This window comes from Pseudomonas urethralis, from assembly GCF_021602465.1.
Taxonomy (GTDB): Bacteria; Pseudomonadota; Gammaproteobacteria; order Pseudomonadales; family Pseudomonadaceae; genus Aquipseudomonas; species Aquipseudomonas vlassakiae.
Map to the genome: position 1 here is coordinate 57567 of NZ_BQIJ01000013.1, position 21507 is coordinate 79073.

19 protein-coding genes are annotated in these 21507 nt (G+C 62.9%); 6 read left to right on the plus strand and 13 right to left on the minus strand.

The features are described from left to right. The first annotated feature begins 73 nt into the window (after positions 1-73). Positions 74-1414 carry a hemolysin family protein gene (locus L6D64_RS19765; RefSeq protein ID WP_176508511.1) on the plus strand — a complete coding sequence of 447 codons (1341 nt, stop codon included), beginning with the start codon at positions 74-76 and terminating at the stop codon, positions 1412-1414. Between the two features lie 2 nt (positions 1415-1416). Here the strand turns inward: L6D64_RS19765 and L6D64_RS19770 are convergent, their stop codons facing one another. The 8 genes from L6D64_RS19770 to L6D64_RS19805 all read right to left on the minus strand — a co-directional run bounded on the left by L6D64_RS19770 (position 1417) and on the right by L6D64_RS19805 (position 12046). After that, complete coding sequence (locus L6D64_RS19770) at positions 1417-2319, minus strand: peptidoglycan DD-metalloendopeptidase family protein (RefSeq protein WP_176508512.1); 903 nt, start codon at positions 2317-2319, stop codon at positions 1417-1419. Positions 2320-2573: 254 nt separating this feature from the next. After that, positions 2574-3479, minus strand: coding sequence for a response regulator (locus L6D64_RS19775; RefSeq protein ID WP_176508513.1), 906 nt, complete (start codon positions 3477-3479; stop codon positions 2574-2576). Between the two features lie 164 nt (positions 3480-3643). After that, positions 3644-4414: a phosphate signaling complex protein PhoU gene (gene phoU / locus L6D64_RS19780; protein ID WP_176508514.1), complete on the minus strand. Its 771-nt coding sequence runs from the start codon at positions 4412-4414 to the stop codon at positions 3644-3646. An 85-nt stretch (positions 4415-4499) separates the two neighbouring features. After that, entirely contained in the window at positions 4500-5333 is an 834-nt protein-coding gene (gene pstB, locus L6D64_RS19785) for a phosphate ABC transporter ATP-binding protein PstB (RefSeq protein ID WP_054884758.1), read from the minus strand. A gap of 72 nt (positions 5334-5405) precedes the next feature. Then, positions 5406-7076, minus strand: a complete 1671-nt coding sequence (pstA, locus tag L6D64_RS19790; protein WP_176508515.1) for a phosphate ABC transporter permease PstA — start codon at positions 7074-7076, stop codon at positions 5406-5408. A 17-nt stretch (positions 7077-7093) separates the two neighbouring features. Then, a complete protein-coding gene (locus L6D64_RS19795; RefSeq protein ID WP_176508516.1) occupies positions 7094-9382 on the minus strand; it encodes an ABC transporter permease subunit in 2289 nt (762 codons plus the stop codon). 140 nt (positions 9383-9522) lie between these two features. Then, on the minus strand, positions 9523-10521 hold the full coding sequence (locus tag L6D64_RS19800) for a phosphate ABC transporter substrate-binding protein PstS (protein WP_176508517.1): 999 nt from the start codon (positions 10519-10521) through the stop codon (positions 9523-9525). Between the two features lie 235 nt (positions 10522-10756). Further along, positions 10757-12046 carry an MFS transporter gene (locus L6D64_RS19805; protein ID WP_176508518.1) on the minus strand — a complete coding sequence of 430 codons (1290 nt, stop codon included), beginning with the start codon at positions 12044-12046 and terminating at the stop codon, positions 10757-10759. A gap of 358 nt (positions 12047-12404) precedes the next feature. On the opposite strand from L6D64_RS19805, the gene L6D64_RS19810 reads away from it, so the two are divergent. Beyond that, positions 12405-12803, plus strand: coding sequence for an acyl-CoA thioesterase (locus L6D64_RS19810; protein WP_027917060.1), 399 nt, complete (start codon positions 12405-12407; stop codon positions 12801-12803). A gap of 71 nt (positions 12804-12874) precedes the next feature. Next, positions 12875-13771 (plus strand): D-hexose-6-phosphate mutarotase, encoded by an 897-nt coding sequence (locus L6D64_RS19815; RefSeq protein WP_176508519.1) that lies wholly within the window; start codon positions 12875-12877, stop codon positions 13769-13771. A gap of 106 nt (positions 13772-13877) precedes the next feature. Here the strand turns inward: L6D64_RS19815 and L6D64_RS19820 are convergent, their stop codons facing one another. From L6D64_RS19820 to L6D64_RS19840, 5 genes are all read right to left on the minus strand, one after another. Beyond that, positions 13878-14411 (minus strand): DUF3299 domain-containing protein, encoded by a 534-nt coding sequence (locus tag L6D64_RS19820; RefSeq protein ID WP_176508520.1) that lies wholly within the window; start codon positions 14409-14411, stop codon positions 13878-13880. Between the two features lie 49 nt (positions 14412-14460). Continuing rightward, complete coding sequence (locus L6D64_RS19825) at positions 14461-14706, minus strand: GlsB/YeaQ/YmgE family stress response membrane protein (protein ID WP_054884765.1); 246 nt, start codon at positions 14704-14706, stop codon at positions 14461-14463. Between the two features lie 97 nt (positions 14707-14803). Then, on the minus strand, positions 14804-15886 hold the full coding sequence (locus L6D64_RS19830; protein ID WP_176508521.1) for a 5-(carboxyamino)imidazole ribonucleotide synthase: 1083 nt from the start codon (positions 15884-15886) through the stop codon (positions 14804-14806). A gap of 10 nt (positions 15887-15896) precedes the next feature. Then, on the minus strand, positions 15897-16388 hold the full coding sequence (gene purE / locus L6D64_RS19835) for a 5-(carboxyamino)imidazole ribonucleotide mutase (protein ID WP_003253304.1): 492 nt from the start codon (positions 16386-16388) through the stop codon (positions 15897-15899). A 253-nt stretch (positions 16389-16641) separates the two neighbouring features. After that, on the minus strand, positions 16642-17559 hold the full coding sequence (locus tag L6D64_RS19840) for a LysR substrate-binding domain-containing protein (protein ID WP_176508522.1): 918 nt from the start codon (positions 17557-17559) through the stop codon (positions 16642-16644). Between the two features lie 182 nt (positions 17560-17741). On the opposite strand from L6D64_RS19840, the gene aspA reads away from it, so the two are divergent. From aspA to L6D64_RS19855, 3 genes are all read left to right on the plus strand, one after another. Continuing rightward, positions 17742-19166, plus strand: coding sequence for an aspartate ammonia-lyase (gene aspA, locus L6D64_RS19845; RefSeq protein WP_027917067.1), 1425 nt, complete (start codon positions 17742-17744; stop codon positions 19164-19166). A gap of 181 nt (positions 19167-19347) precedes the next feature. Continuing rightward, the gene (locus tag L6D64_RS19850; RefSeq protein ID WP_176508523.1) at positions 19348-20340 is read left to right on the plus strand and encodes an AraC family transcriptional regulator; all 993 of its coding nucleotides are present in this window, start codon (positions 19348-19350) and stop codon (positions 20338-20340) included. Between the two features lie 126 nt (positions 20341-20466). Continuing rightward, positions 20467-21507: a histone deacetylase family protein gene (locus L6D64_RS19855; protein ID WP_176508524.1), complete on the plus strand. Its 1041-nt coding sequence runs from the start codon at positions 20467-20469 to the stop codon at positions 21505-21507.

The window sequence follows — 21507 nt, forward strand, 5'->3', positions numbered from 1 at the left end:
TGGATCCCCTGTGCCAGCAAGAGCTGGCACTTTTTTTCTCTTTCTCGAAGACGGACCCCGTAAAAACCCCATCATGGACCCTTCCCCTGGTATCAGCCTCACCTCGTTATTCGCCGATTTCGGCATGATCATCTTTGCCTTCCTGCTGGTGCTGCTCAACGGCTTCTTCGTCGCCGCCGAGTTCGCCATGGTCAAGCTGCGCGCCACCCGCGTCGAGTCCATTGCCGAACTGCATGGCTGGCGCGGCAGCATCCTGCGCAAGGTACACAACCAGCTCGACGCCTACCTGTCGGCCTGCCAGCTGGGCATCACCCTCGCCTCGCTGGGCCTGGGCTGGGTCGGTGAACCGGCGTTCGCCCACCTGCTCGAACCGCTGCTGGCTTACCTGGGCGTGGACAGCGCCGAAGTGGTCAAGGCGGTGTCGTTCTTTGTCGCCTTCTTCGTCATTTCGTACCTGCACATCGTGGTCGGCGAACTGGCGCCCAAGTCGTGGGCGATCCGCAAGCCCGAGCTGCTGTCGCTGTGGACCGCCGTGCCGCTGTACCTGTTCTACTGGGCCATGTACCCGGCCATCTACCTGCTCAACGCCAGCGCCAACACCATCCTGCGCATCGCCGGCCAGGGTGAGCCCGGCCCGCACCACGAACACCACTACAGCCGCGAAGAACTCAAGCTGATCCTGCACTCCAGCCGCGGTCAGGACCCGAGCGACCAAGGCATGCGCGTACTCGCCTCGGCCGTGGAAATGGGCGAGCTGGAAGTCGTGGACTGGGCCAACTCGCGTGAGGACATGGTCAGCATCGACGCCCATGCCCCGCTCAAGGAAATCCTCGCCCTGGTCCGCCGGCACAAGTTCAGCCGCTACCCGGTGTATGACGCCGAGCGCGAAGAATTCACCGGCCTGCTGCACATCAAGGACTTGCTGCTGGAGCTGGCCGAACTCGAGCACCTGCCCGAAACCATCGACCTGGACGATCTGGCTCGCCCGCTGGAGCGGGTATCGCGGCACATGCCACTGGCGCAGTTGCTCGAACAGTTCCGCAAAGGCGGCGCGCACTTCGTGCTGGTGGAGGAAGCCGACGGCAAGGTGATCGGCTACCTGACCATGGAAGACGTGCTGGAAGTGCTGGTAGGTGACATCCAGGACGAACACCGCAAGACCGAACGCGGCATCCTCGCCTACCAGCCCGGCAAGCTGCTGGTACGTGGCGATACGCCGCTGTTCAAGGTCGAGCGCCTGCTCGGTGTCGACCTTGACCACATCGAGGCTGAAACCCTCGCCGGCCTGGTCTACGAGACCCTCAAGCGCGTGCCTGAAGAAGAGGAAGTGCTGGAAGTCGAAGGCCTGCGCATCATCATCAAGAAGATGAAAGGGCCGAAGATCGTGCTGGCCAAGGTGCTCAAGCTCGACTGACCCTAGGGGTTGCCGGCAGTGAAGTCCGGCAGCCCGCCCAGCGGCCGGTCGAACTGGAACGGTATCGACTCCAGCGCCAGCCCCACATTGCGCTGTACCACGAAATGCAGGTGGGGCCCGGTGCTGTTACCGGTATTGCCCGACTTCGCCAGGGCCTGCCCCACGACCACCTGCTGCCCTTCGCGAACCACCACCGAACCCTGCATCAGGTGCAGGTAAACGCCCATGGTGCCGTCGGGGTGCAGAATCCGCACGAAATTGCCTGCCGGGTTGCTGCCCCGGCCACTTTGGCCATTCTCGACCTTCACCACCATACCGCCGCGGGCCGCAATGATCGGCGTGCCCTCCGGCATGGCGATGTCCATCGCATAGCGGCTCCTGGGGCCGAAGTGGCTGAAACGGCCATTGGGCCCCTGGGTCAGGCGAAATGGCCCGCCCTTCCAGGGGAACGGGTAGCGGTAGGCGAGAGAGCGCTGGCCCGGGTCGCCCATGGCGTACTGGAAGCTTGTGGCGTACTGCAATTTGCCGCCGGGTGCCGCCAGCACTGAACTCAGCACTTTGCTCGAACGCGGCCCCACCACGGCGCGTATGTTGCGCGGCTGGTTGCCACCGAAGGCATTGCTCAGCTTGTCGATCCGCAGTTCGACCTGCATCGGCACGTACAGGTCGTTGCGCACCATGAAGCGCACACCGCCGGGGAAGGTTTCGGCCTGCAGGCGCACCTTGCCATCGATGTGATCGAGGATCGGCTCGCTCAGCTCGAAGGTCTTCGCCCCCGGGCTGTAGCGATCGGAGTACGAGACCACGCCGGAGTTGTCGACGGTCTTGTAGATCGTCATGCCCACGCTCGACGCCGAGGCCGAAAGCAAGGCACAGAAAAGCAGCAAGCGGGCGGCGGCTGGCATGATGGTGGCTTTTTGACAGGTATGGTCTGTCGAAGACTAGCAGCGGGATTTGTGAGCGGTATTGCAGCTGGTCGGAAGAACCCGGCAGGTTGGTGTGGACCTTGTGGGAGCAACTGTCTGCTCAAATCATTGGAAGTTGGCGCGATCCCTGTAGGAGCGGGCTTGCCCGCGAACACGGGCGAAGCCCGTGCCATCCACTGCGGTCCTGCTTCGCCGGCAAGCCCGCTCCCATAGGGTTCTGGACAGGGTGTCGATCAGGCGCCGGGGGTGAAATGCTTCTGCTGTGTACCTCGGGCAATCAGGCGCGACAGGTAGTCGAGTTTCTGCGCATCCTGGTCGACGAACTTGAAGGTCAGCTGCAGCCAGTCACTTTCTGGCTTGGGCTCCAGCGCCGCGATGGCGTGCAGGTAGCCGTTCAGGCGCGCCACTTCGGCGTTCTCACCCTGCTCCAGGTCGAGCACTGCGCCCTCCAGTACCTGTGGCAGCGTTGCACTGCGGCGCACCACCAACAACGCTTCCTTGAGGCTCAGCGCCTTGATCACGCAGGGCTGGGTACCGCTGGCCAGGCGCAGCTGGCCCTGCCCCCGCCCGACCTGGGCCGCCGCAGCCGCCGCCGTCTGGGGCTTCGGCGCATTGAGCAAAGGCTTGGCCGCCGCGGCAGCAGCAGGTGCCGCCACCTTGGCCGCTTCAGGCTTGCCACCGGTCAGTGCGCTCAACGAGTCGTTGGCGAAGGCCGAATTCACCCGTGCCGGTGCACCAGCCATCAGGCTCTCCAGCTTGCCGATCTTGCTCAGGGCCTTTTTCACCTTGGTCAGCAGCTGCTCGTTGGTGAACGGCTTGCCGACGAAGTCGGAGACGCCGGCCTGGATGGCCTGGATCACGTTCTCCTTGTCACCACGGCTGGTCACCATGATGAACTGCAGGTCCTTCATCTCGGGCTGCTGACGGCACCAGGTCAGCAACTCAAGGCCGGACATCTCCGGCATTTCCCAGTCGCACAGCACCAGGTCGAACGGCTCCTTGGCCAGCATGGCCATGGCTTTGCGACCGTTGACCGCGTCTTCGATGACCATGCCCGGGAAAGCATTGCGCAGGCACTTCCTGACCAGGTCACGAATGAACGGTGCGTCATCCACGACCAGCACATTGACTTTACTCATCGATACTCCTCTTGAACCCGACTAGCCTACCGCGCAATGGTGGCCACTTGCCAACTCTAGGGTCACGCCGGGACTTCTTCGCATCGTTCGCGGGTGCCTGCTGATTGCTCTGCCACACACGCAAACGCCCGGCACGGGCCGGGCGTCGATGCTCGGGAGCAATCTTATTTATCGTCAGGTTTGCCCGGAACATTAGCGCTTTCGGCCGCATCCCCCGCAGTGCCTTCGACTTCAGCCTTCATGCGCTTGAGGCCCATGTGACGGACATCGGTGCCGCGCACCAGGTAGATCACCAGCTCCGAAATGTTTCGCGCGTGATCGCCGATCCGCTCCAGCGAACGCAACACCCAGATCACGCTGAGCACCCGCGAGATCGAGCGCGGGTCTTCCATCATGTAGGTGACCAGTTCACGCAGGGCAGTCTTGTACTCGCGGTCGATGGTCTTGTCGTACTGGGCCACCGACAGTGCCAGGTCGGCATCGAAGCGGGCGAAGGCATCGAGGGCATCGCGCACCATGTTGCGCACCTGGTCGCCGATGTGGCGCACCTCGACATAGCCGCGCGGCGACTCGCCTTCTTCGCACAGCTGGATGGCGCGGCGAGCGATCTTGGTGGATTCGTCACCAATGCGCTCCAGATCGATCACCGACTTGGAGATGCTGATGATCAGGCGCAGGTCGGAGGCCGCCGGCTGGCGGCGGGCGAGGATGCGCAGGCATTCCTCGTCGATGTTGCGCTCCATCTGGTTGATCTGCTCATCGACTTCGCGCACCTGCTGGGCCAGACCCGAGTCGGCCTCGATCAGCGCGGTGACGGCATCGTTCACCTGCTTCTCGACCAGGCCGCCCATGGCCAGCAAGTGGCTGCGCACCTCTTCGAGTTCGGCGTTGAACTGCTGGGAAATATGGTGCGTCAGGCTTTCTTTGTTGATCATCGTATTATCCTTTGGTAGCGCGGCCCTGTAGGAGCGGGTTCACCCGCGAACACCGGCGAAGCCGGTGCCAGACACCGAGCCGGCCTTAGCCGTAACGACCGGTGATGTAGTCTTCGGTCTGCTTTTTCGCCGGGTTGGTGAACAGGGTGTCGGTATCGCCGAATTCGACCAGTTTGCCCATGTACATGAAGGCGGTGTAGTCCGAAACACGGGCCGCCTGTTGCATGTTGTGGGTCACGATGACGATGGTGTACTTGGATTTCAGTTCGTAGATCAGCTCTTCGACCTTCAGCGTCGAGATCGGGTCCAGCGCCGAGCACGGTTCGTCGAGCAGCAGCACCTCAGGCTCCACGGCGATGGTACGGGCGATCACCAGACGCTGCTGCTGGCCGCCGGACAGGCCCAGGGCGGATTCGTGCAGGCGGTCTTTGACTTCGTCCCACAAGGCGGCGCCCTTCAGTGCCCATTCCACGGCTTCATCCAGCACGCGTTTCTTGTTGATGCCCTGGATACGCAGGCCATACACCACGTTCTCGTAAATGGTCTTGGGGAACGGGTTGGGCTTCTGGAACACCATGCCAACCCGGCGACGCAGCTCGGCCACGTCTTCGCCCTTGCGGTAGATGTTGTTGCCGTAAAGGTTGATGGCACCTTCCACGCGGCAGCCGTCGACCAGGTCGTTCATGCGATTGAAGGTGCGCAGCAGGGTCGACTTGCCGCAGCCGGACGGGCCAATGAAGGCGGTCACGCGTTGCTTGGGAATGTTCATCTGCACGTCGAACAGGGCTTGTTTGTCGCCGTAGAACAGGCTCAGGCCCGGCACTTCGATGGCCACGGTTTCTTCAGCCAGGCGCAGGCCCTGCTTGTCGCGACCCAGGGCAGACATGTCGATGCCGTGGGTATGGGAATCATGCTGCATGGTCAACTCCATACGCTATCAATACGTTTCAAAGGGCCGCCGATTGGCAGGCGGCACGCTTGCAATCCAGGCTCAGCTGTCGAGCGCCTTGTACTTCTCGCGCAGGTGGTTACGGATCCACACCGCCGACAAGTTGAGGGTGGCGATCACCAGCACCAGCAGCAGCGCGGTGGCGTATACCAGCGGTCGCGCAGCTTCGACGTTAGGGCTCTGGAAACCGACGTCGTAGATGTGGAAGCCCAGGTGCATGATCTTCTGGTCCAGGTGCAGGTACGGGTAGTTGCCGTCCAGCGGCAGCGATGGCGCCAGCTTCACCACACCCACCAGCATCAGCGGCGCCACTTCACCGGCGGCACGGGCCACGGCGAGGATCATGCCGGTCATCATCGCCGGGCTGGCCATCGGCAGGACGATCTTCCACAGGGTTTCGGCCTTGGTCGCACCCAGGGCCAGGGAGCCTTCGCGCACGGTCCGTGGAATCCGTGCCAGGCCTTCCTCGGTGGCCACGATCACCACCGGCACGGCCAGCAGCGCCAGGGTCAGCGAAGCCCACAGCAAGCCCGGGGTACCCAGGGTCGGCGCAGGCAGCGCTTCGGGGAAGAACAGGCGGTCGATCGAGCCGCCCAGTACATAGACGAAGAAGCCCAGGCCAAACACGCCGTAGACGATCGCCGGCACGCCAGCCAGGTTGTTCACCGCGATGCGGATCAGGCGGGTCACCGGGCCTTGCCTGGCGTATTCGCGCAGGTAGACCGCGGCCAGCACGCCGAACGGCGTGACGATTACCGCCATGATCAGGGTCATCATCACGGTGCCGAAGATGGCCGGGAAGATGCCGCCCTCGGTGTTGGCTTCACGCGGGTCGTCGCTGAGGAATTCCCAGACCTTGGCGAAATAGGTACCCATCTTGCTGAAGCCGGACATGGCATTCGGCTGGACGGCGTGCACCACCTTGCTCAGGTTGATTTCCACTTCGCGGCCGTTGCCGTCGCGGGCCACCAGGCTGTCACGGGCGAAGGCCTGGTGCAGGCCCAGCAGGCGCTCCTCGACGGCCTTGTAGCGGCTGTTGAGCTCGGCGCGTTCGGCGTCCATGTCGGCCTGGGCAGTGGCGTCCAGCTTGCCGTCCAGTTCCAGCTTTCGGCCGTGCAGGCGCAAGCGCTCGAGGCCATGGTTGATGGCCCCGATGTCTTTCTTCTCGAGGGTTTGCAGTTCGCTGTTGAGCTGGTTGGCACGCTTCAGGCGGGCTTGCAACTCGTTCCAGGCCGCCGGGCCTTGGGCAACCACGCGGCCCTCTTCCTTGACGCTGACCAGGTAGCCGTAGAAGTTGCCCCATTCGCGGCGCTCCAGGGCGATCAGGTCGGCCGGGCGCTGCTCGTCGACCAGCCAGTCGCCGACCACCCAGGTGAAGTCGCTGCCATTGAGGTCGCGGTTACCCACCTTGACCAGCTCGCGGGTCATGAACTCGGGGCCGTCGTCCGGCACCGGCAAGCCGGCGCCCTTGAGGCGGGCACGCGGGACTTCTTCCTTCTGCACCACTTCGCCGATGACAACGTGGTCGGCCTGGCCCGGCACCTGGTAGGTGGCCTGGATCAGGTCGGCTGGCCAGAAGTGGCCCAGGCCGCGCACGGCGATCACCGCCAGCAGGCCAACGGTCATGATCACCGCCATGGCCACCGCGCCACCGCTGATCCAGACGCCTGGGGCGCCGCTCTTGAACCAGCCTTTGAGGGAATCCTTTTTCACGGATCGCTACCTTTCTATCAAAGCGACGAGTATTTCTTGCGCAGACGCTGGCGAATCAGCTCGGCCAAGGTGTTCATGATGAAGGTGAACATCAGCAGCACGAGGGCGGCGAGGAACAGCACGCGATAGTGGCTGCCGCCAACTTCCGATTCAGGCATTTCCACTGCCACGTTGGCGGCCAGAGTACGCATGCCTTCGAACAGGTTCAGTTCCATCACCGGGGTATTGCCGGTGGCCATCAGCACGATCATGGTCTCGCCCACCGCACGCCCCATGCCGATCATCAACGCCGAGAAGATGCCCGGGCTGGCGGTGAGGATGACCACGCGGGTCAGGGTCTGCCACGGCGTCGCACCCAGGGCCAGGGAGCCCAGGGTCAGGCTGCGCGGCACGCTGAACACGGCGTCTTCGGCGATCGAGTAGATGTTCGGGATGACCGCGAAGCCCATGGCGATTCCGACCACCAAGGCGTTGCGCTGGTCGTAGCGCAGGCCAAGCGAGTGCTCGATCCACAGGCGCATGTCACCGCCGAAGAACCAGCTTTCGAGATACGGGCTGACCGCCAGGGCAAACCAGCCGATCGCCAGGATCACCGGAATCAGGATTGCCGCTTCCCAACCATCCGGAACGCGCAGGCGGATAGACTCCGGCAGGCGGCTCCAGGTGAAGCCGGTCAGCAGAATGCCGAGCGGCATGATCAGGAACAGGCTGAATACGCCGGGCAGGTGGCCTTCCAGGTAAGGTGCCAGGAACAGGCCGGCGAAGAAGCCGAGGATCACTGTCGGCATCGCTTCCATCAGCTCGATCACCGGCTTGACCTTGCGGCGCATGCCCGGGGCCATGAAGTAGGCGGTGTAGATGGCGGCAGCAATGGCCAGCGGGGCCGCCAGGATCATCGCGTAGAACGCGGCCTTGAGGGTACCGAAGGTCAGCGGCGAGAGGCTCAGCTTGGGTTCGAAGTCGGTGTTCGAGGCGGTCGACTGCCAGACGTACTTGGGCTCGTCGTAGTTCTCGTACCAGACCTTGCCCCACAAGGCGCTGAAGGAGATTTCCGGGTGCGGGTTGCGCAGGCTCAGCGGCAGCAGCTTGCCACCTTCTTCAATGATGATGCGGTTGGCACGCGGCGACAGGGCCAGGATGCCAGGCCCCTCGGCGGCCTGCTCGACCAGCAAAGTGCGGTGCGCGGTGCTGTGGAACACGCCGAGCTTGCCCTCGCTGTCCAGGGCGATGAAGCCCTTGCGACGCTCTTCGGCATCGATCTGTACGATCGGCGCCTTACCCATCTTGAAGGTACGGATCTGCTTGAAGCGCTGCTCGCCATCCGGGTCGCGGGCCATGAACCACTGGGCCAGTCCGCCCTTGGAATCGCCGATGATCAGCGAGATGCCCCCCACCAGCTGGGCGGTGGCGGTGACTTCGGTGTCGGCGCTTTCGGCCAGCTTGTAGCGGCCATTGAGGCTCTTGTCGCGCAGGCTGAAGACATCGGCGGTGGCGCGACCGTTGATCACATACAACCACTGCTGACGTGGGTCGATGAAGATGTTCTTCACCACTTCGGTCATCTGCGGCAATTCGATACGTCGCTGCTCGGTGCTGGTCTCGCCGGTCAGCATGTTTTCGCTGCGCGACAGCTCGACCACCTGCAGGTGCGCACCGGTGGAGCCGGCCAGCACCAGGGTGTCGCCACTGACGTTGACGCTCACGTGCTCCAGCGCGCGGCCCTGCTCGTCGAGCACGAACGGCGCCTGGCCGTACGGGTAGTCGATGCCGGGGGTAATGGCCTTCTTGTTGTCCGGGTAAGTGATCTTGTAGGTGTGGTGGAACACCAGTGCCTGGCCATTGGACAGGCCGAGCACCACCAGCGGGCTGCCCGGTTGGTCGGCGCTGATCGAAGTGACCTGGGTGCCAGCCGGCACTGGCAGGTCGACGCGGCTGAGCGGATTACCGCTCTTGGTGTCGAAGAAAATGGCCTGCCCCTTGTCCGAAACGCGCATGCCGACCAGGTTCTGCTCTTCAAGGGCGATCATCAGTGGCTTGCCGGCATCCTGCTGCAGCCAGGCTGGCTCCAGGGCCTTCTTGCTGGTCAGCTCCGCACCCTGGAACAGAGGCAGTACCACATACGCCAGGTAGAAGAAGATCAGCGTGATGGCTGCCAATACGGCAAGCCCGCCCACCAGTACATACCAGCGGGTCAGGCGATCCTTGAGGGCGCGCATGCGGCGCTTGCGTTGCAACTCGGGCGTATTGAAGTCAATCCGCACGGGCGGGGAGTTTGGGGTCATTGTGGAATTGGCCAGATCATTCATGCGCACACCCTAGCGGTCCCGTATGACAAAAACATGACAGTGAGTTGACGCAAAAAAGCCCGCTGCACAGGAACCCTGGCAACGGACTGGGGAAGTCGTGGAAGAGGCCGGACTTCAGCACCGGCCTCATCCTCAGTCAGTTACTTCTTTGCAACGTTACCGGCGTGGGACAGGCCCAGGTCAGCCAGGGTCTTGTCGACGACTTTGGCCGGCAGCGGGATGTAGCCATCCTTCACCACGACCTGCTGGCCAGCTTGCGACAGCACCAGCTTGACGAACTCGGCTTCCAGCGGGGCCAGTGGCTTGTTCGGCGCCTTGTTGACGTAGACGTAGAGGAAGCGCGACAGCGGGTATTTGCCGTTCAGGGCGTTGGTTTCGTTGTCTTCAATGAACTCGGTGCTGCCTTTCTTGGCCAGTGGCACGGTCTTGACGCTGGCAGTCTTGTAGCCGATGCCCGAGTAACCGATGCCGTTCAGCGAGGAGCTGATCGCCTGTACGACCGAAGCCGAGCCAGGCTGTTCGTTGACGTTAGGCTTGAAGTCGCCTTTGCACAGGGCCTCTTCCTTGAAGTAGCCATAGGTACCCGATACCGAGTTGCGGCCGAACAGCTGCACCGGCTTGTTGGCCAGGTCGCCGGTCACGCCCAGGTCGCCCCAGGTCTTTACGTCGGCTTTGGCGCCACACAGGCGGGTGGACGAGAAGATCGCATCGACCTGTTCCATGGTCAGGCCCTTGATCGGGTTGTCCTTGTGCACGAACACGGCCAGCGCGTCGACGGCGACCGGGATGGCGGTCGGCTTGTAGCCGTACTTCTGCTCGAAGGCTTGCAGCTCGACGTCCTTCATCTTGCGGCTCATCGGGCCGAGGTTGGCGGTGCCTTCGGTCAGCGCGGGCGGCGCGGTAGAGGAGCCGGCAGCCTGAATCTGGATGTTTACGTTCGGATATTCCTTCTTGTAGGCCTCGGCCCACAGAGTCATCAGGTTCGCGAGGGTATCGGAACCGACGCTGGAGAGGTTGCCCGACACACCGGTGGTCTTGGTGTAGGTCGGGATCGCAGGGTCGACAGCGGCTACCGCGTTGGCGGTCGCAACGCCAGCGGCGGCAAAGGTGAGGGCCGCCATCAAACGCTTCAGTTTCATGCCTTGCTCCTAGCAGGAATATGGGGGTGTTGGATGGAACGGGGCCCAGTATCTGCAGGCCGCATGAATACGATATGACCAAATTGTGACAAATGGATGAAAGGCCATCACAGAATGAGGTCTGGCCCCTTCGCGGCTGAAGCCGCTCCCACAGGGTTTTGCACAGGCCCCAGGGCCTACACCTTACCTGTGGGAGCGGCTTCAGCCGCGAAGAGGCCAGTAGCCGCGCCGTAGATCAGCGCTTGTTGGCGAGCAGGTACAGGCCCACGGCCAGACCGACGGCGCACAGCCCTGCTACATAGTAGGCCGGTGCCATCGGGCTGACCTTGAGCAGCGCCGTCACCACCATTGGAGTCAGGCCACCAAAGATGGCGTAGGCGACGTTGTAGGAGAACGACAGCCCACTGAAGCGCACCACCGCCGGGAACGCCTTGACCATCACGTACGGCACCGCGCCGATCACCCCCACGCACAGGCCGGTCAGCGCATACAGCGGGAACAGCAGCTCAGGATGGGTCGGCAGGCTGTGGTAGAAGGTCCAGGAGCTGGCCAGCAGCAGCAGGCTGCCGATCACGAACACCCGACCCGCACCGAAGCGGTCGGCCAGGCTGCCGGCACCGATGCAGCCGAAGCTGAGCAGCACGATCGCCAGGCTGTTGGCCTTGAGCGAATCGGTAGGGCTGACGTGATAGATGCTCTGCAGCAACGCCGGGGTCATCAGGATCACCACGACGATGCCGGCAGACAGCATCCAGGTCAGCAGCATCGACAGGATGATCGGCCCACGGTGATCACGCAGCACCGCGCGCAATGGCAGCTCTTCGGCCAGTGCCTTGCGCTGCTGCATCTCGGCGAACACCGGGGTTTCGTGCAGCCAGCGGCGCAGGTACACCGAGAACAGGCCGAACACCCCGCCGAGCAGGAACGGGATACGCCAGGCATAGTCGGCCACTTCTTCGGCACTGTAGAGGGTGTTGATCAGGGTGGCCACCAGCGAACCGAGCAGGATCCCTGCCGTCAGGCCGGCGGTCAGGGTGCCACAGGCGTAGCCGGTGTTGCGTGCCGGCACGTGCTCGGAGACGAACACCCAGGCGCCCGGTACTTCACCACCGATGGCCGCGCCCTGGATCACGCGCATCAGCAACAGCAGGACCGGCGCCCACAGACCGATCTGTGCATAAGTCGGCAGCAGGCCCATGATCAGGGTCGGCAAGGCCATCATGAAGATGCTCAGGGTGAACATCTTCTTGCGCCCGAGCAGGTCGCCGAAGTGGGCCATGACGATGCCACCCAGTGGCCGTGCCAGGTAACCGGCGGCGAAAATGCCGAAGGTCTGCATCAGGCGCAGCCATTCGGGCATGTCAGGCGGGAAAAACAGCTTGCCGACCACCGTGGCGAAGAACACGAAAATGATGAAGTCGTAGAACTCCAGGGCTCCGCCCAGCGCGGACAGTGAGAGGGTCTTGTAGTCACTGCGGGTCAGCGGCCGTGAGGGCTGCTCGATACTGCTCGGCACGGAGGTCATTGATCGTTGTTCTCTTGTAGGTGACGCAGGCCGCTTGGCACGCGGCTTCTGGGTTGAGGCGAGCAGCGAAGATAGCAAATTGCCGAGCTGCGCTGAAAGCGATACAAAAACCATACAGATATTCGTGAATGCGCGGTCGTCGCCTGGCGATTGGCTATATATACTGGCCGCTCGTAGGAAAAGGTTGCTTTAACCGTGGGAAGTTGTGCGAAAACGCCGGGCTTGAGGTCAGACGGTTTCGCAGAGTTTCCCTATGGGCGCCCAGCGAAGCGGAATCAGCGTAGTATGTTGTCAGCTGAATCGTTTTCCCGGCCTTGCGCCACACCAACGAAGCGTCACGGGTCAGAGGCCCCATCGCATGATTGAGCTCGAACAAGAAGATCCTATCCCGCAAGGTGACCTGGCCTTGCAGATCACTGCACTGCCGCGCGAAACCAATGGCTTCGGCGACATCTTCGGCGGCTGGCTGGTCGCGCAGATGGACCTCGCCGGTACCGCCATGGCCAGCCGCGTCGCGGGCGGCCGGGTAGCCACGGTGTCCATCGACCGCATGGCATTCCTGGTGCCGGTGGCCGTCGGTGCACAACTGTCGTTCTACACCCAGACCCTGGAAATCGGCCGCAGCTCGATCCGCATGATGGTCGAAGTGTGGAGTGACGATCCGCTGTCCAGCGAATGGCGCAAGGTCACTGAAGCGACGTTCGTATTCGTCGCCATCGATGGCAGTGGCCGCACCCGCTCGGTGCCTCGTCGCTGAGCCTTGCGAGCGGTAAACTCATTGCACGTCACCGGGTCCAAGGCCCACAGGCAATCAATGAGACGAACGCAATGGCAACCTTCAAGGTCGAATCCGAGCAACATGGCGAACTCAACTGCTGGCGCATCAGCAGCGACCGCGCCGAACTACTGATCGCCCAGCAGGGCGCGCAGATCCTCAGCTACCAGCGTGTTGGCGAGCCACCGCTGCTATGGCTGAGCGACCAGGCCATCTTCCGCCAGGGCAAATCGGTGCGCGCCGGTGTGCCGGTGTGCTGGCCGTGGTTTGGCAACTTGCAGCGCAACCCCGCCTCCGTGCAGGCCATGTACCGTGGCGAGCAGGCTCCCGCTCATGGCTTGGCGCGCACGCGCGACTGGCAATTGCTGGGCGTCGAAGAAAAAGGCGATGGCCTGCACATCGAGTTCGAGCTGCCAGAGGCCCAGGGCGATCTGCCGGACTGGCCGCATGATGTCGAGCTGAAGCTGCACATCGTGCTCGGTGACGATCTCACCGTGTCCCTGAACAGCCGCAACCTGGGCAACAGCCCCGTGACCATCAGCCAGGCCTTGCACAGCTACTTCGCCGTGAGCGACGTGCGCCAGGCGCGGGTCGAAGGTGTCGAGGGGCTGCAGTACATCGAAACCCTGGCCGACTGGGAACAGCGCCAACAGCAGGGTGCGCTGGGTTTTGCCGGAGAAACCGACCGGATCTACCTGGATACGCCACAGCAGCTAAGCATCGTCGATCCGCACTGGCAGCGGCGGATTACCTTGACCAGCAACGGATCGCGCTCGGCGGTGATCTGGAACCCCTGGACCGAGCGGGCCAAGGAGCTGGCAGACATGGCCGATGACGGCTGGCAGCGGATGCTGTGCATCGAGACGGCGAATGTCTGGGATGATGTGGTGGAGCTCAAGCCTGGTGCCAGCCGATCGTTGCAGGTCAGGATCGGTAGCGCACAGACCTGAGTGCTTCCCTTGCAGGCCCGGCCTTTTCGCGGGTAAACCCGCTCCCACAGGTATTTCACCGGCCCTGTGGGAGCGGGTTTACCCGCGAAAGGGACAGTGCAGGAAATCAAAGATCGGCGTCTTCAACCACCCTCACCTTCCCCGCATCCAGCGCATAGGCCGCATCGGCCAGGTCATTGCTGACCTTCTCTACCTTCAGTTTGCCGCTGACCCAAAGCGGCGTGTAGATGTCATCGATCTTCAGGCCCTTCGGATACCGCACCAGCACCAACTGGTTGGGCGGCGGCGGCGGCACGTGGATGCACGCGCCTGGGTAAGGCACGAGGAAGAACAAGGTGCTGTTGCCCTTGGCGTCGCTTTCCAGCGGTACCGGGTAGCCGCCCAGACGGATGTCCCTACCGTTCATGGTGGCCACGGTCTTGGTCGAATACATCACCGCCGGCAGGCCCTTGCTCTGCTTGAGGCCGCCCTTGGCAGTGAAGGTGCCATTGGCTTCCGGTGAGTTGTGATCGATCTCGGGCATCGCTTCGAGGGCCTTCTGGTCTGACTTGGGCATCAGCTCCAGCCAGTCGGTCTCGGGCAGTTCGGCATGGGCCAGGGTGCTGGCCAGAAGCAACGGGATGAGGAAAAAGGCACGCATGGAAATGCTCGGCAACTCGGGATGAATTGCCGGGCATTCTAACCAGTATTCAACGTTTCTTGATGAATCCGTAGATCACCAGAAGGATGATCGCACCGACCAGCGCGCCGACGAATCCTGCGGCCTGGCCCGCCTGGTAGATCCCCAGTGCCTGGCCGCCATAGGTGGCGAGCAGTGAGCCGGCGATACCCAGCAGAATGGTCATGATCCAGCCCATGCTGTCGTCACCCGGCTTGAGGAAGCGGGCCAGCAGGCCAACGATAAGGCCGATGAAGATGGTTCCAATGATGCCCATGGCAATCCCTCTGAAGTGAAGATGGAACAAGCCAAAGCCTAGACAGCGCTTTGGCTTGTTGCCATTTTCAGAGGGCAGACCTTGCGCAGAAGTTCGATCAGTTGCTGATCAGCGCTTCTACTTCGGCAATCCTGGCCTTCAGGCTGACCATGTCCTGGCAGCGCAGGGTAGCGTGGCCGACCTTGCGCCCGACCTTGAAAGCCTTGCCGTAGTGATGCAGGTGGCAGCCCTCGATGGCCACGACCTTGTCCACCGCCGGCACTTCACCGATGAAGTTGAGCATGGCGCTCTCACCGACCTTGGCAGTCGAACCCAGCGGCAGGCCGGCCACGGCGCGCAGATGGTTCTCGAACTGGCTGCACTCGGCACCTTCGATGGTCCAGTGCCCGGAGTTGTGCACACGCGGGGCGATTTCGTTGGCCTTCAGGCCACCGTCGACCTCGAAGAACTCGAAGGCCATCACCCCGACATAATCCAGTTGCTTGAGCACTCGACCGACATAGTCTTCGGCCAGGCCCTGCAGCGGGTGCGCGTCGCTGGCCACCGACAGTTTCAGGATGCCGCTCTCATGGGTGTTGTGCACCAACGGGTAGAAGCGGGTTTCACCATCGCGGGCCCGCACGGCTACCAGCGATACTTCGCCGGTGAACGGCACGAAGCCTTCCAGCAGGCAAGGCACACTGCCCAGTTCGGCAAAGGTGCCAACCACGTCTTCAGGTGTGCGCAGCACCTTCTGGCCCTTGCCGTCGTAGCCCAGGGTGCGGGTCTTCAGTACTGCCGGCAGGCCGATGCTGGCGACCGCCGCGTCGAGGTCTGCCTGCGAGAGGATGTCGGCGAAGGCCGGGGTCGGGATACCCAGGTCGCGGAACATGCTTTTCTCGAACAGGCGATCACGGGCGATGCGCAGGGCTTCGGCACTTGGGTAAACCGGCACGAACTGCGACAGGAAAGCCACGGTCTCGGCCGGGACGCTTTCAAATTCGAAGGTGACCAGGTCGACGTCGTCGGCCAGTTGGCGCAGGTGAGCCTGGTCGCCATAGTCGCCACGCAGGTGCTCGCCCAGCGCGGCGGCGCAGGCGTCTGGCGCCGGGTCGAGGAAGGCGAAGTTCATGCCCAGCGGAGTGCCCGCCAGGGCCAGCATGCGGCCCAACTGGCCGCCACCGATTACACCGATCTTCATGGGTTCAGCCTCAAGCCTGGCGCGGGTCTGGATTGTCCAGCACGGTGTCGGTCTGCTCGGTGCGGAACTGCTTGAGCGCCGCGTGGTACTGCGGGTACTTGGCACCGAGGATGCTCGCCGACAGCAGCGCAGCGTTGACGGCGCCAGCACGGCCGATGGCAAGGGTGGCAACCGGCACACCGGCAGGCATCTGCACGATCGACAGCAGCGAGTCGACGCCCGACAGCATCGACGACTGGACGGGCACGCCCAGCACCGGCAGATGGGTCTTGGCAGCACACATGCCTGGCAGGTGGGCAGCGCCACCGGCACCGGCAATGATCACCTCGATACCACGCCCTTCGGCCTCTTCGGCATACTGGAACAGCAAGTCCGGGGTGCGGTGGGCGGAGACCACCTTCACTTCGTAGGGAATGCCGAGTTTTTCCAGCATATCGGCGGTGTGGCTAAGGGTGGACCAATCGGACTTGGAGCCCATGATCACGCCAACCAGTGCACTCATCGTCGAGCCTCTCCTGCAAGCGCCTTCAGGCGCGCTAAAAGCAACAAGCCACGCAGGTGGGCCAGCGTGGCTTGTCATACGGATTCTGTATCGACCGGGTCGGTCGAAGGCGCGGGATTGTAGCGTATATCCGGGCGGCCCGCCCACCCCCATAAGCACATGTCGGATCAAAGGGCAAGCTGTCTCGCGGGACAACTTTTGCGGCGGTACGAAACGGCTACCGCACCGCCTGACGGCTACCCTCGATCATCATTCAAACCGGCATATCGCCTGGGCCGCCCGCCGATTCCAGCTTGCGCCACAGCAGCCGGACATTGGCCTTGCGCACCAGAGCACAACGGTACAGGCGGATTTCCAATGGCACATGCCATTGGCTCCCACCACAAATCGCCAGCTCGCCGCGCTCCAGCTCGCCACGCATCGACAGACGTGGCACCCAGGCGACACCCATGCCTTCCAGCGCCATGCTCTTCAGACTGTCAGCCATCGCAGTCTCGTAAACCGTGGTGTAGCGCAGATTGCGCTGACGTAGCAGCAAGTTCACCGAACGCCCCAGGAAAGCACCGGCGCTGTAAGCCAACAGCGGCACGCTGCTGTCGGCTTCAAGGTCGAACAGCGGCTTGCCGTCGGCATCCACTGCGCACACCGGAAGCATTTCGGTGGTGCCCATGTGCAGCGATGGGAAGATCTCGGCATCCATCTGCAGGGCGGCATCAGGGTCATAGAACGCCAGCATCAGGTCACACCCCCCCTCCCTTAATGCATGCACCGCATCTCCGACGTTGGTCGCAACCAGGCGGGTGGCGATGTTCAAGCCATCATTGCGCAGCTGGGCTACCCAGCGAGGGAAAAAGCCTGATGCCAAGGAGTGCGCGGCTGACACTTGGATCACCTCGCCCTGGCCTCCTTCGAGGTGATGCAAATGGCGAAGAACTTCGCTCAACTGGTCGACAACGGTACGCGCAGTGACGAGAAAAAGCTGGCCGGCCTCGGTCAGTTCGATCGGTGTGCGGGAACGATTCACCAAGGTCAGGCCCAACGCCGCTTCCAGGCTGCGTATACGCCGGCTGAAGGCGGGCTGGGTAACGAAACGGCGCTCGGCCGCCTGGGAAAAACTGCGGGTGGAGGCCAGGGCACTGAAGTCCTCCAGCCACTTGCTTTCGAGGTTCATGAAGCAGATCTCCCGGCGTGCACCAAAATGGAACACGCTCGAATGTCAATTGGCGTCACATGAAACACTATGCCGTTTGTGCATAGGTTAGCGTGCAACAGCATTGGCCGCAAAATCCCCTTCAGGCCTAGGATTGCCGCCATTCCGGCAGGTGCCGGGTCAAAATCGAGATGATATCCATCATGTCCTCCGCTGCATCGTTCCGCGTCGAAAAAGATCTGCTTGGTACCCTTGAAGTCCCTGCCGATGCCTACTACGGCATCCAGACCCTGCGCGCTGCCAACAACTTCCACCTCTCCGGTGTTCCGCTGTCGCACTACCCGAAGCTGGTCGTGGCCCTGGCCATGGTCAAGCAGGCTGCTGCCGACGCCAACCGTGAGCTGGGTCACCTGAGCGATGCCAAGCACGCGGCCATCAGTGCAGCCTGCGCCCGCCTGATCAAAGGCGATTACCACGACCAGTTCGTGGTGGACATGATCCAGGGTGGTGCCGGTACTTCCACCAACATGAACGCGAACGAAGTCATCGCCAACGTCGCGCTGGAGGCCATGGGCCACCAGAAGGGTGAATACCAGTACCTGCACCCGAACAACGACGTGAACATGGCGCAGTCGACCAACGACGCCTACCCGACTGCCATCCGCCTGGGCCTGCTGCTGGGTCACGATGCCCTGCTGGCCAGCCTCGACAGCCTGATCCAGGCCTTCGCTGCCAAAGGCAAGGAATTCGACCACGTACTGAAGATGGGCCGCACCCAGCTGCAGGACGCCGTGCCGATGACCCTGGGCCAGGAATTCCGCGCCTTCGCCACCACCATGACCGAAGACCTGCAGCGCCTGCGCTCGCTGGCGCCGGAACTGCTGACCGAAATCAACCTGGGCGGTACTGCCATCGGTACCGGCATCAACGCCGACCCGGGCTACCAGGCCCTGGCCGTACAACGCCTGGCCACTATCAGCGGCCAGCCTCTGGTACCGGCTGCCGACCTGATCGAAGCCACTTCCGACATGGGTGCTTTCGTGCTGTTCTCCGGCATGCTCAAGCGTACCGCGGTCAAGCTGTCGAAAATCTGCAACGACCTGCGCCTGCTGTCCAGCGGCCCACGCACCGGCATCAACGAGATCAACCTGCCAGCGCGTCAGCCAGGCAGCTCGATCATGCCAGGCAAGGTCAACCCGGTCATCCCGGAAGCCGTCAACCAAGTCGCTTTCGCCATCATGGGCAACGACCTGGCCCTGACCGTCGCCGCCGAAGGTGGCCAGCTGCAGCTGAACGTGATGGAGCCGCTGATCGCCTACAAGATCTTCGACTCGATCCGCCTGCTCCAGCGCGCCATGGACATGCTGCGCGAGCACTGCATCGTCGGCATCACCGCCAACGAACAGCGCTGCCGTGAACTGGTCGAGCACTCGATCGGCCTGGTCACCGCCCTGAACCCGTACATCGGCTACGAAAACGCCACCCGTATCGCCCGCGTTGCCCTGGAAACCGGCCGCGGCGTACTGGAACTGGTGCGTGAAGAGAAGCTGCTGGACGACGCGATGCTCGACGACATCCTGCGTCCGGAAAACATGATCGCTCCACGTCTGGTCCCGCTGAAGGCGTAATCCAGGCCCCTGCATACAGTCTCACCAGGTCGAGGGACTAGACACCTCTCAACCTTTCAAAGGCCCGAGCGCACGCTCCGGGCCTTTTTTTTCGCCTCATGCATGGCGCGCCAGTTTGCAGCGCCGGTATCGGCACGCTACTTGCTCCATAATGTCTCCCAGGCCCACGGGATGACCGAGCATGCTGCACAGCCACCTGACCACCCTCAATGCGGTTTCGCTGATCCTCAACCTGTTCCAGGAGCAAGGATGCGAGGCGACGGCGTTGCTCGCCGGCAGCGGCATAGGCCCGGCCGACCTGGGCCATAGCGACGCACGCATCACCACCCAGCAAGAGTTGCAGGTGTGCGCCAATGCCGTGGCCCGGCGTGAAGAGATCGGCCTGGAGCTGGGGCGGCGCATGCATGTGTCGTGCTACGGGATGCTCGGTTACGCCCTGCTCTCCAGTGCCACTTTGGGTGACGCCCTGCGCCTGGCCCTGCATTACCCGGCACTGCTGGGAACAGTCTTCAAGCTGCGCCTGGTCGACGATGGCCAGCGCGTCTGGTTCAGCGCCAGCGAATACCACGACAGTCCGGCCCTCGCCGCCTTCAATGCCGAGTTCTGCCTGGTGTCGCTGAAAGTGATCTGTGATGACCTGCTTGGCCGCACACTGCCGTTACTCGGTGCCCGCTTCGAGCACACACGGCCCGGCTACCACAGCCTCTACAGCGGCGCCTTCCAGTGCCCATTGGCCTTCGACGCAGAGGACAACGCCTTTGCCTTCGAACGGCGCTGGCTGGACATGCCATTGCCGCTGGCCGACCCGATTACCCACAAGGCCATGAGCGAGCGCTGCCGGCGCCTGAACCTTGAATTCACCGGGCGCCAGGCCTGGCTTGGGCGCATCCGCCAGCTTTTGCTGCAGCAACTGGATGCGGCGCCGGGCCTGGAGGGTCTGGCGCGGCAGATGAACTGTTCCTCGCGCACCTTGCGCCGGCATCTGCAGGCGCTGGGCTGCAGTTATCAACAACTGCTCGATGAGCTGCGCTTCGATCGTGCCAAGCAGTTGCTGGCCGATGAACAGATGCCGATCTACCGGATTGCCGAAACCCTGGGGTTCAGCGAGACCGCAAGTTTCCGCCATGCTTTCCAGCGTTGGAGCGGCGTCGCGCCCAGCCACTTCCGCGGTTGACCTGCGAAGAGGCCAATGCAGGCCAACGAGCTTGGCCACATCGATCCCCTTTTGGCCGTTTGCGTCGTTTTCCGCCAGCGGGACGCCCGTGAAAATAGGCCCACGCCAGTACCCGGAGAACAACAAATGCTGACGATCTATTCCGATGATCACCGCCTGCACCACGGCCGCTGCGAGCTGATCGACGGCAAGCTGATGCCTTGCTTCGAAATGCCCTCGCGCGCCGATCATGTCCTCGAACAAGTGAAAAAGCGCAACCTCGGCGATGTCCAGGGGCCAACTGATTTCGGCCGTGCGCCGTTGCAGCGCATTCACAGCGCCGACTATCTCGACTTCTTCCAGGGCGCCTGGGCGCGCTGGGCCGCGCTCGGTCACGACGGTGACCTGCTGCCCTTCACCTGGCCGGCACGCACCCTGCGCCAGGTCAAGCCAACCGGCCTGCATGGCGAACTGGGCTACTACAGCTTCGACGCCGGCGCGCCGATCACCGCGGGTACGTGGCAAGCCGCCTACAGTGCCGCGCAGGTCGCCCTGACCGCCCAGGCTGCCATCGAGCAAGGTGCTCACTCGGCCTTCGCCTTGTGCCGCCCACCAGGGCACCACGCCGCTGCTGAAGTCATGGGCGGCTACTGCTACCTGAACAATGCCGCGATTGCCGCCCAGGCCTTCCTTGACCAGGGCCGCGCCAAGGTGGCCATCCTCGACGTCGACTACCACCACGGCAACGGCACCCAGGACATCTTCTATCAGCGCAACGACGTATTCTTCGCCTCGATACACGGCGACCCCCAGGATGAATTCCCGTTCTTCCTCGGCTATGCCGACGAAACCGGTGAAGGCGCAGGCGAAGGCTGCAATCTCAATTACCCGCTGCCCGCCGGCAGTGACTGGGCAGCCTGGAGCGCCGCACTGGAAGACGCCTGCCAACGCATCGCCGCCTATGACGCCGACGTGCTGGTGGTCTCCCTGGGCGTAGACACCTTCAAAGACGACCCGATCTCCCAGTTCAAGCTGGACAGCCCGGATTATCTGGAGATGGGCAAGCGCATCGCCCAGCTCGGCAAACCGACCCTGTTCGTGATGGAAGGTGGCTACGCTGTGGAAGAAATCGGTATCAACGCAGTCAATGTGCTGGAAGGCTTCCAGCGCGCCCAGCCAGGAGCCTGA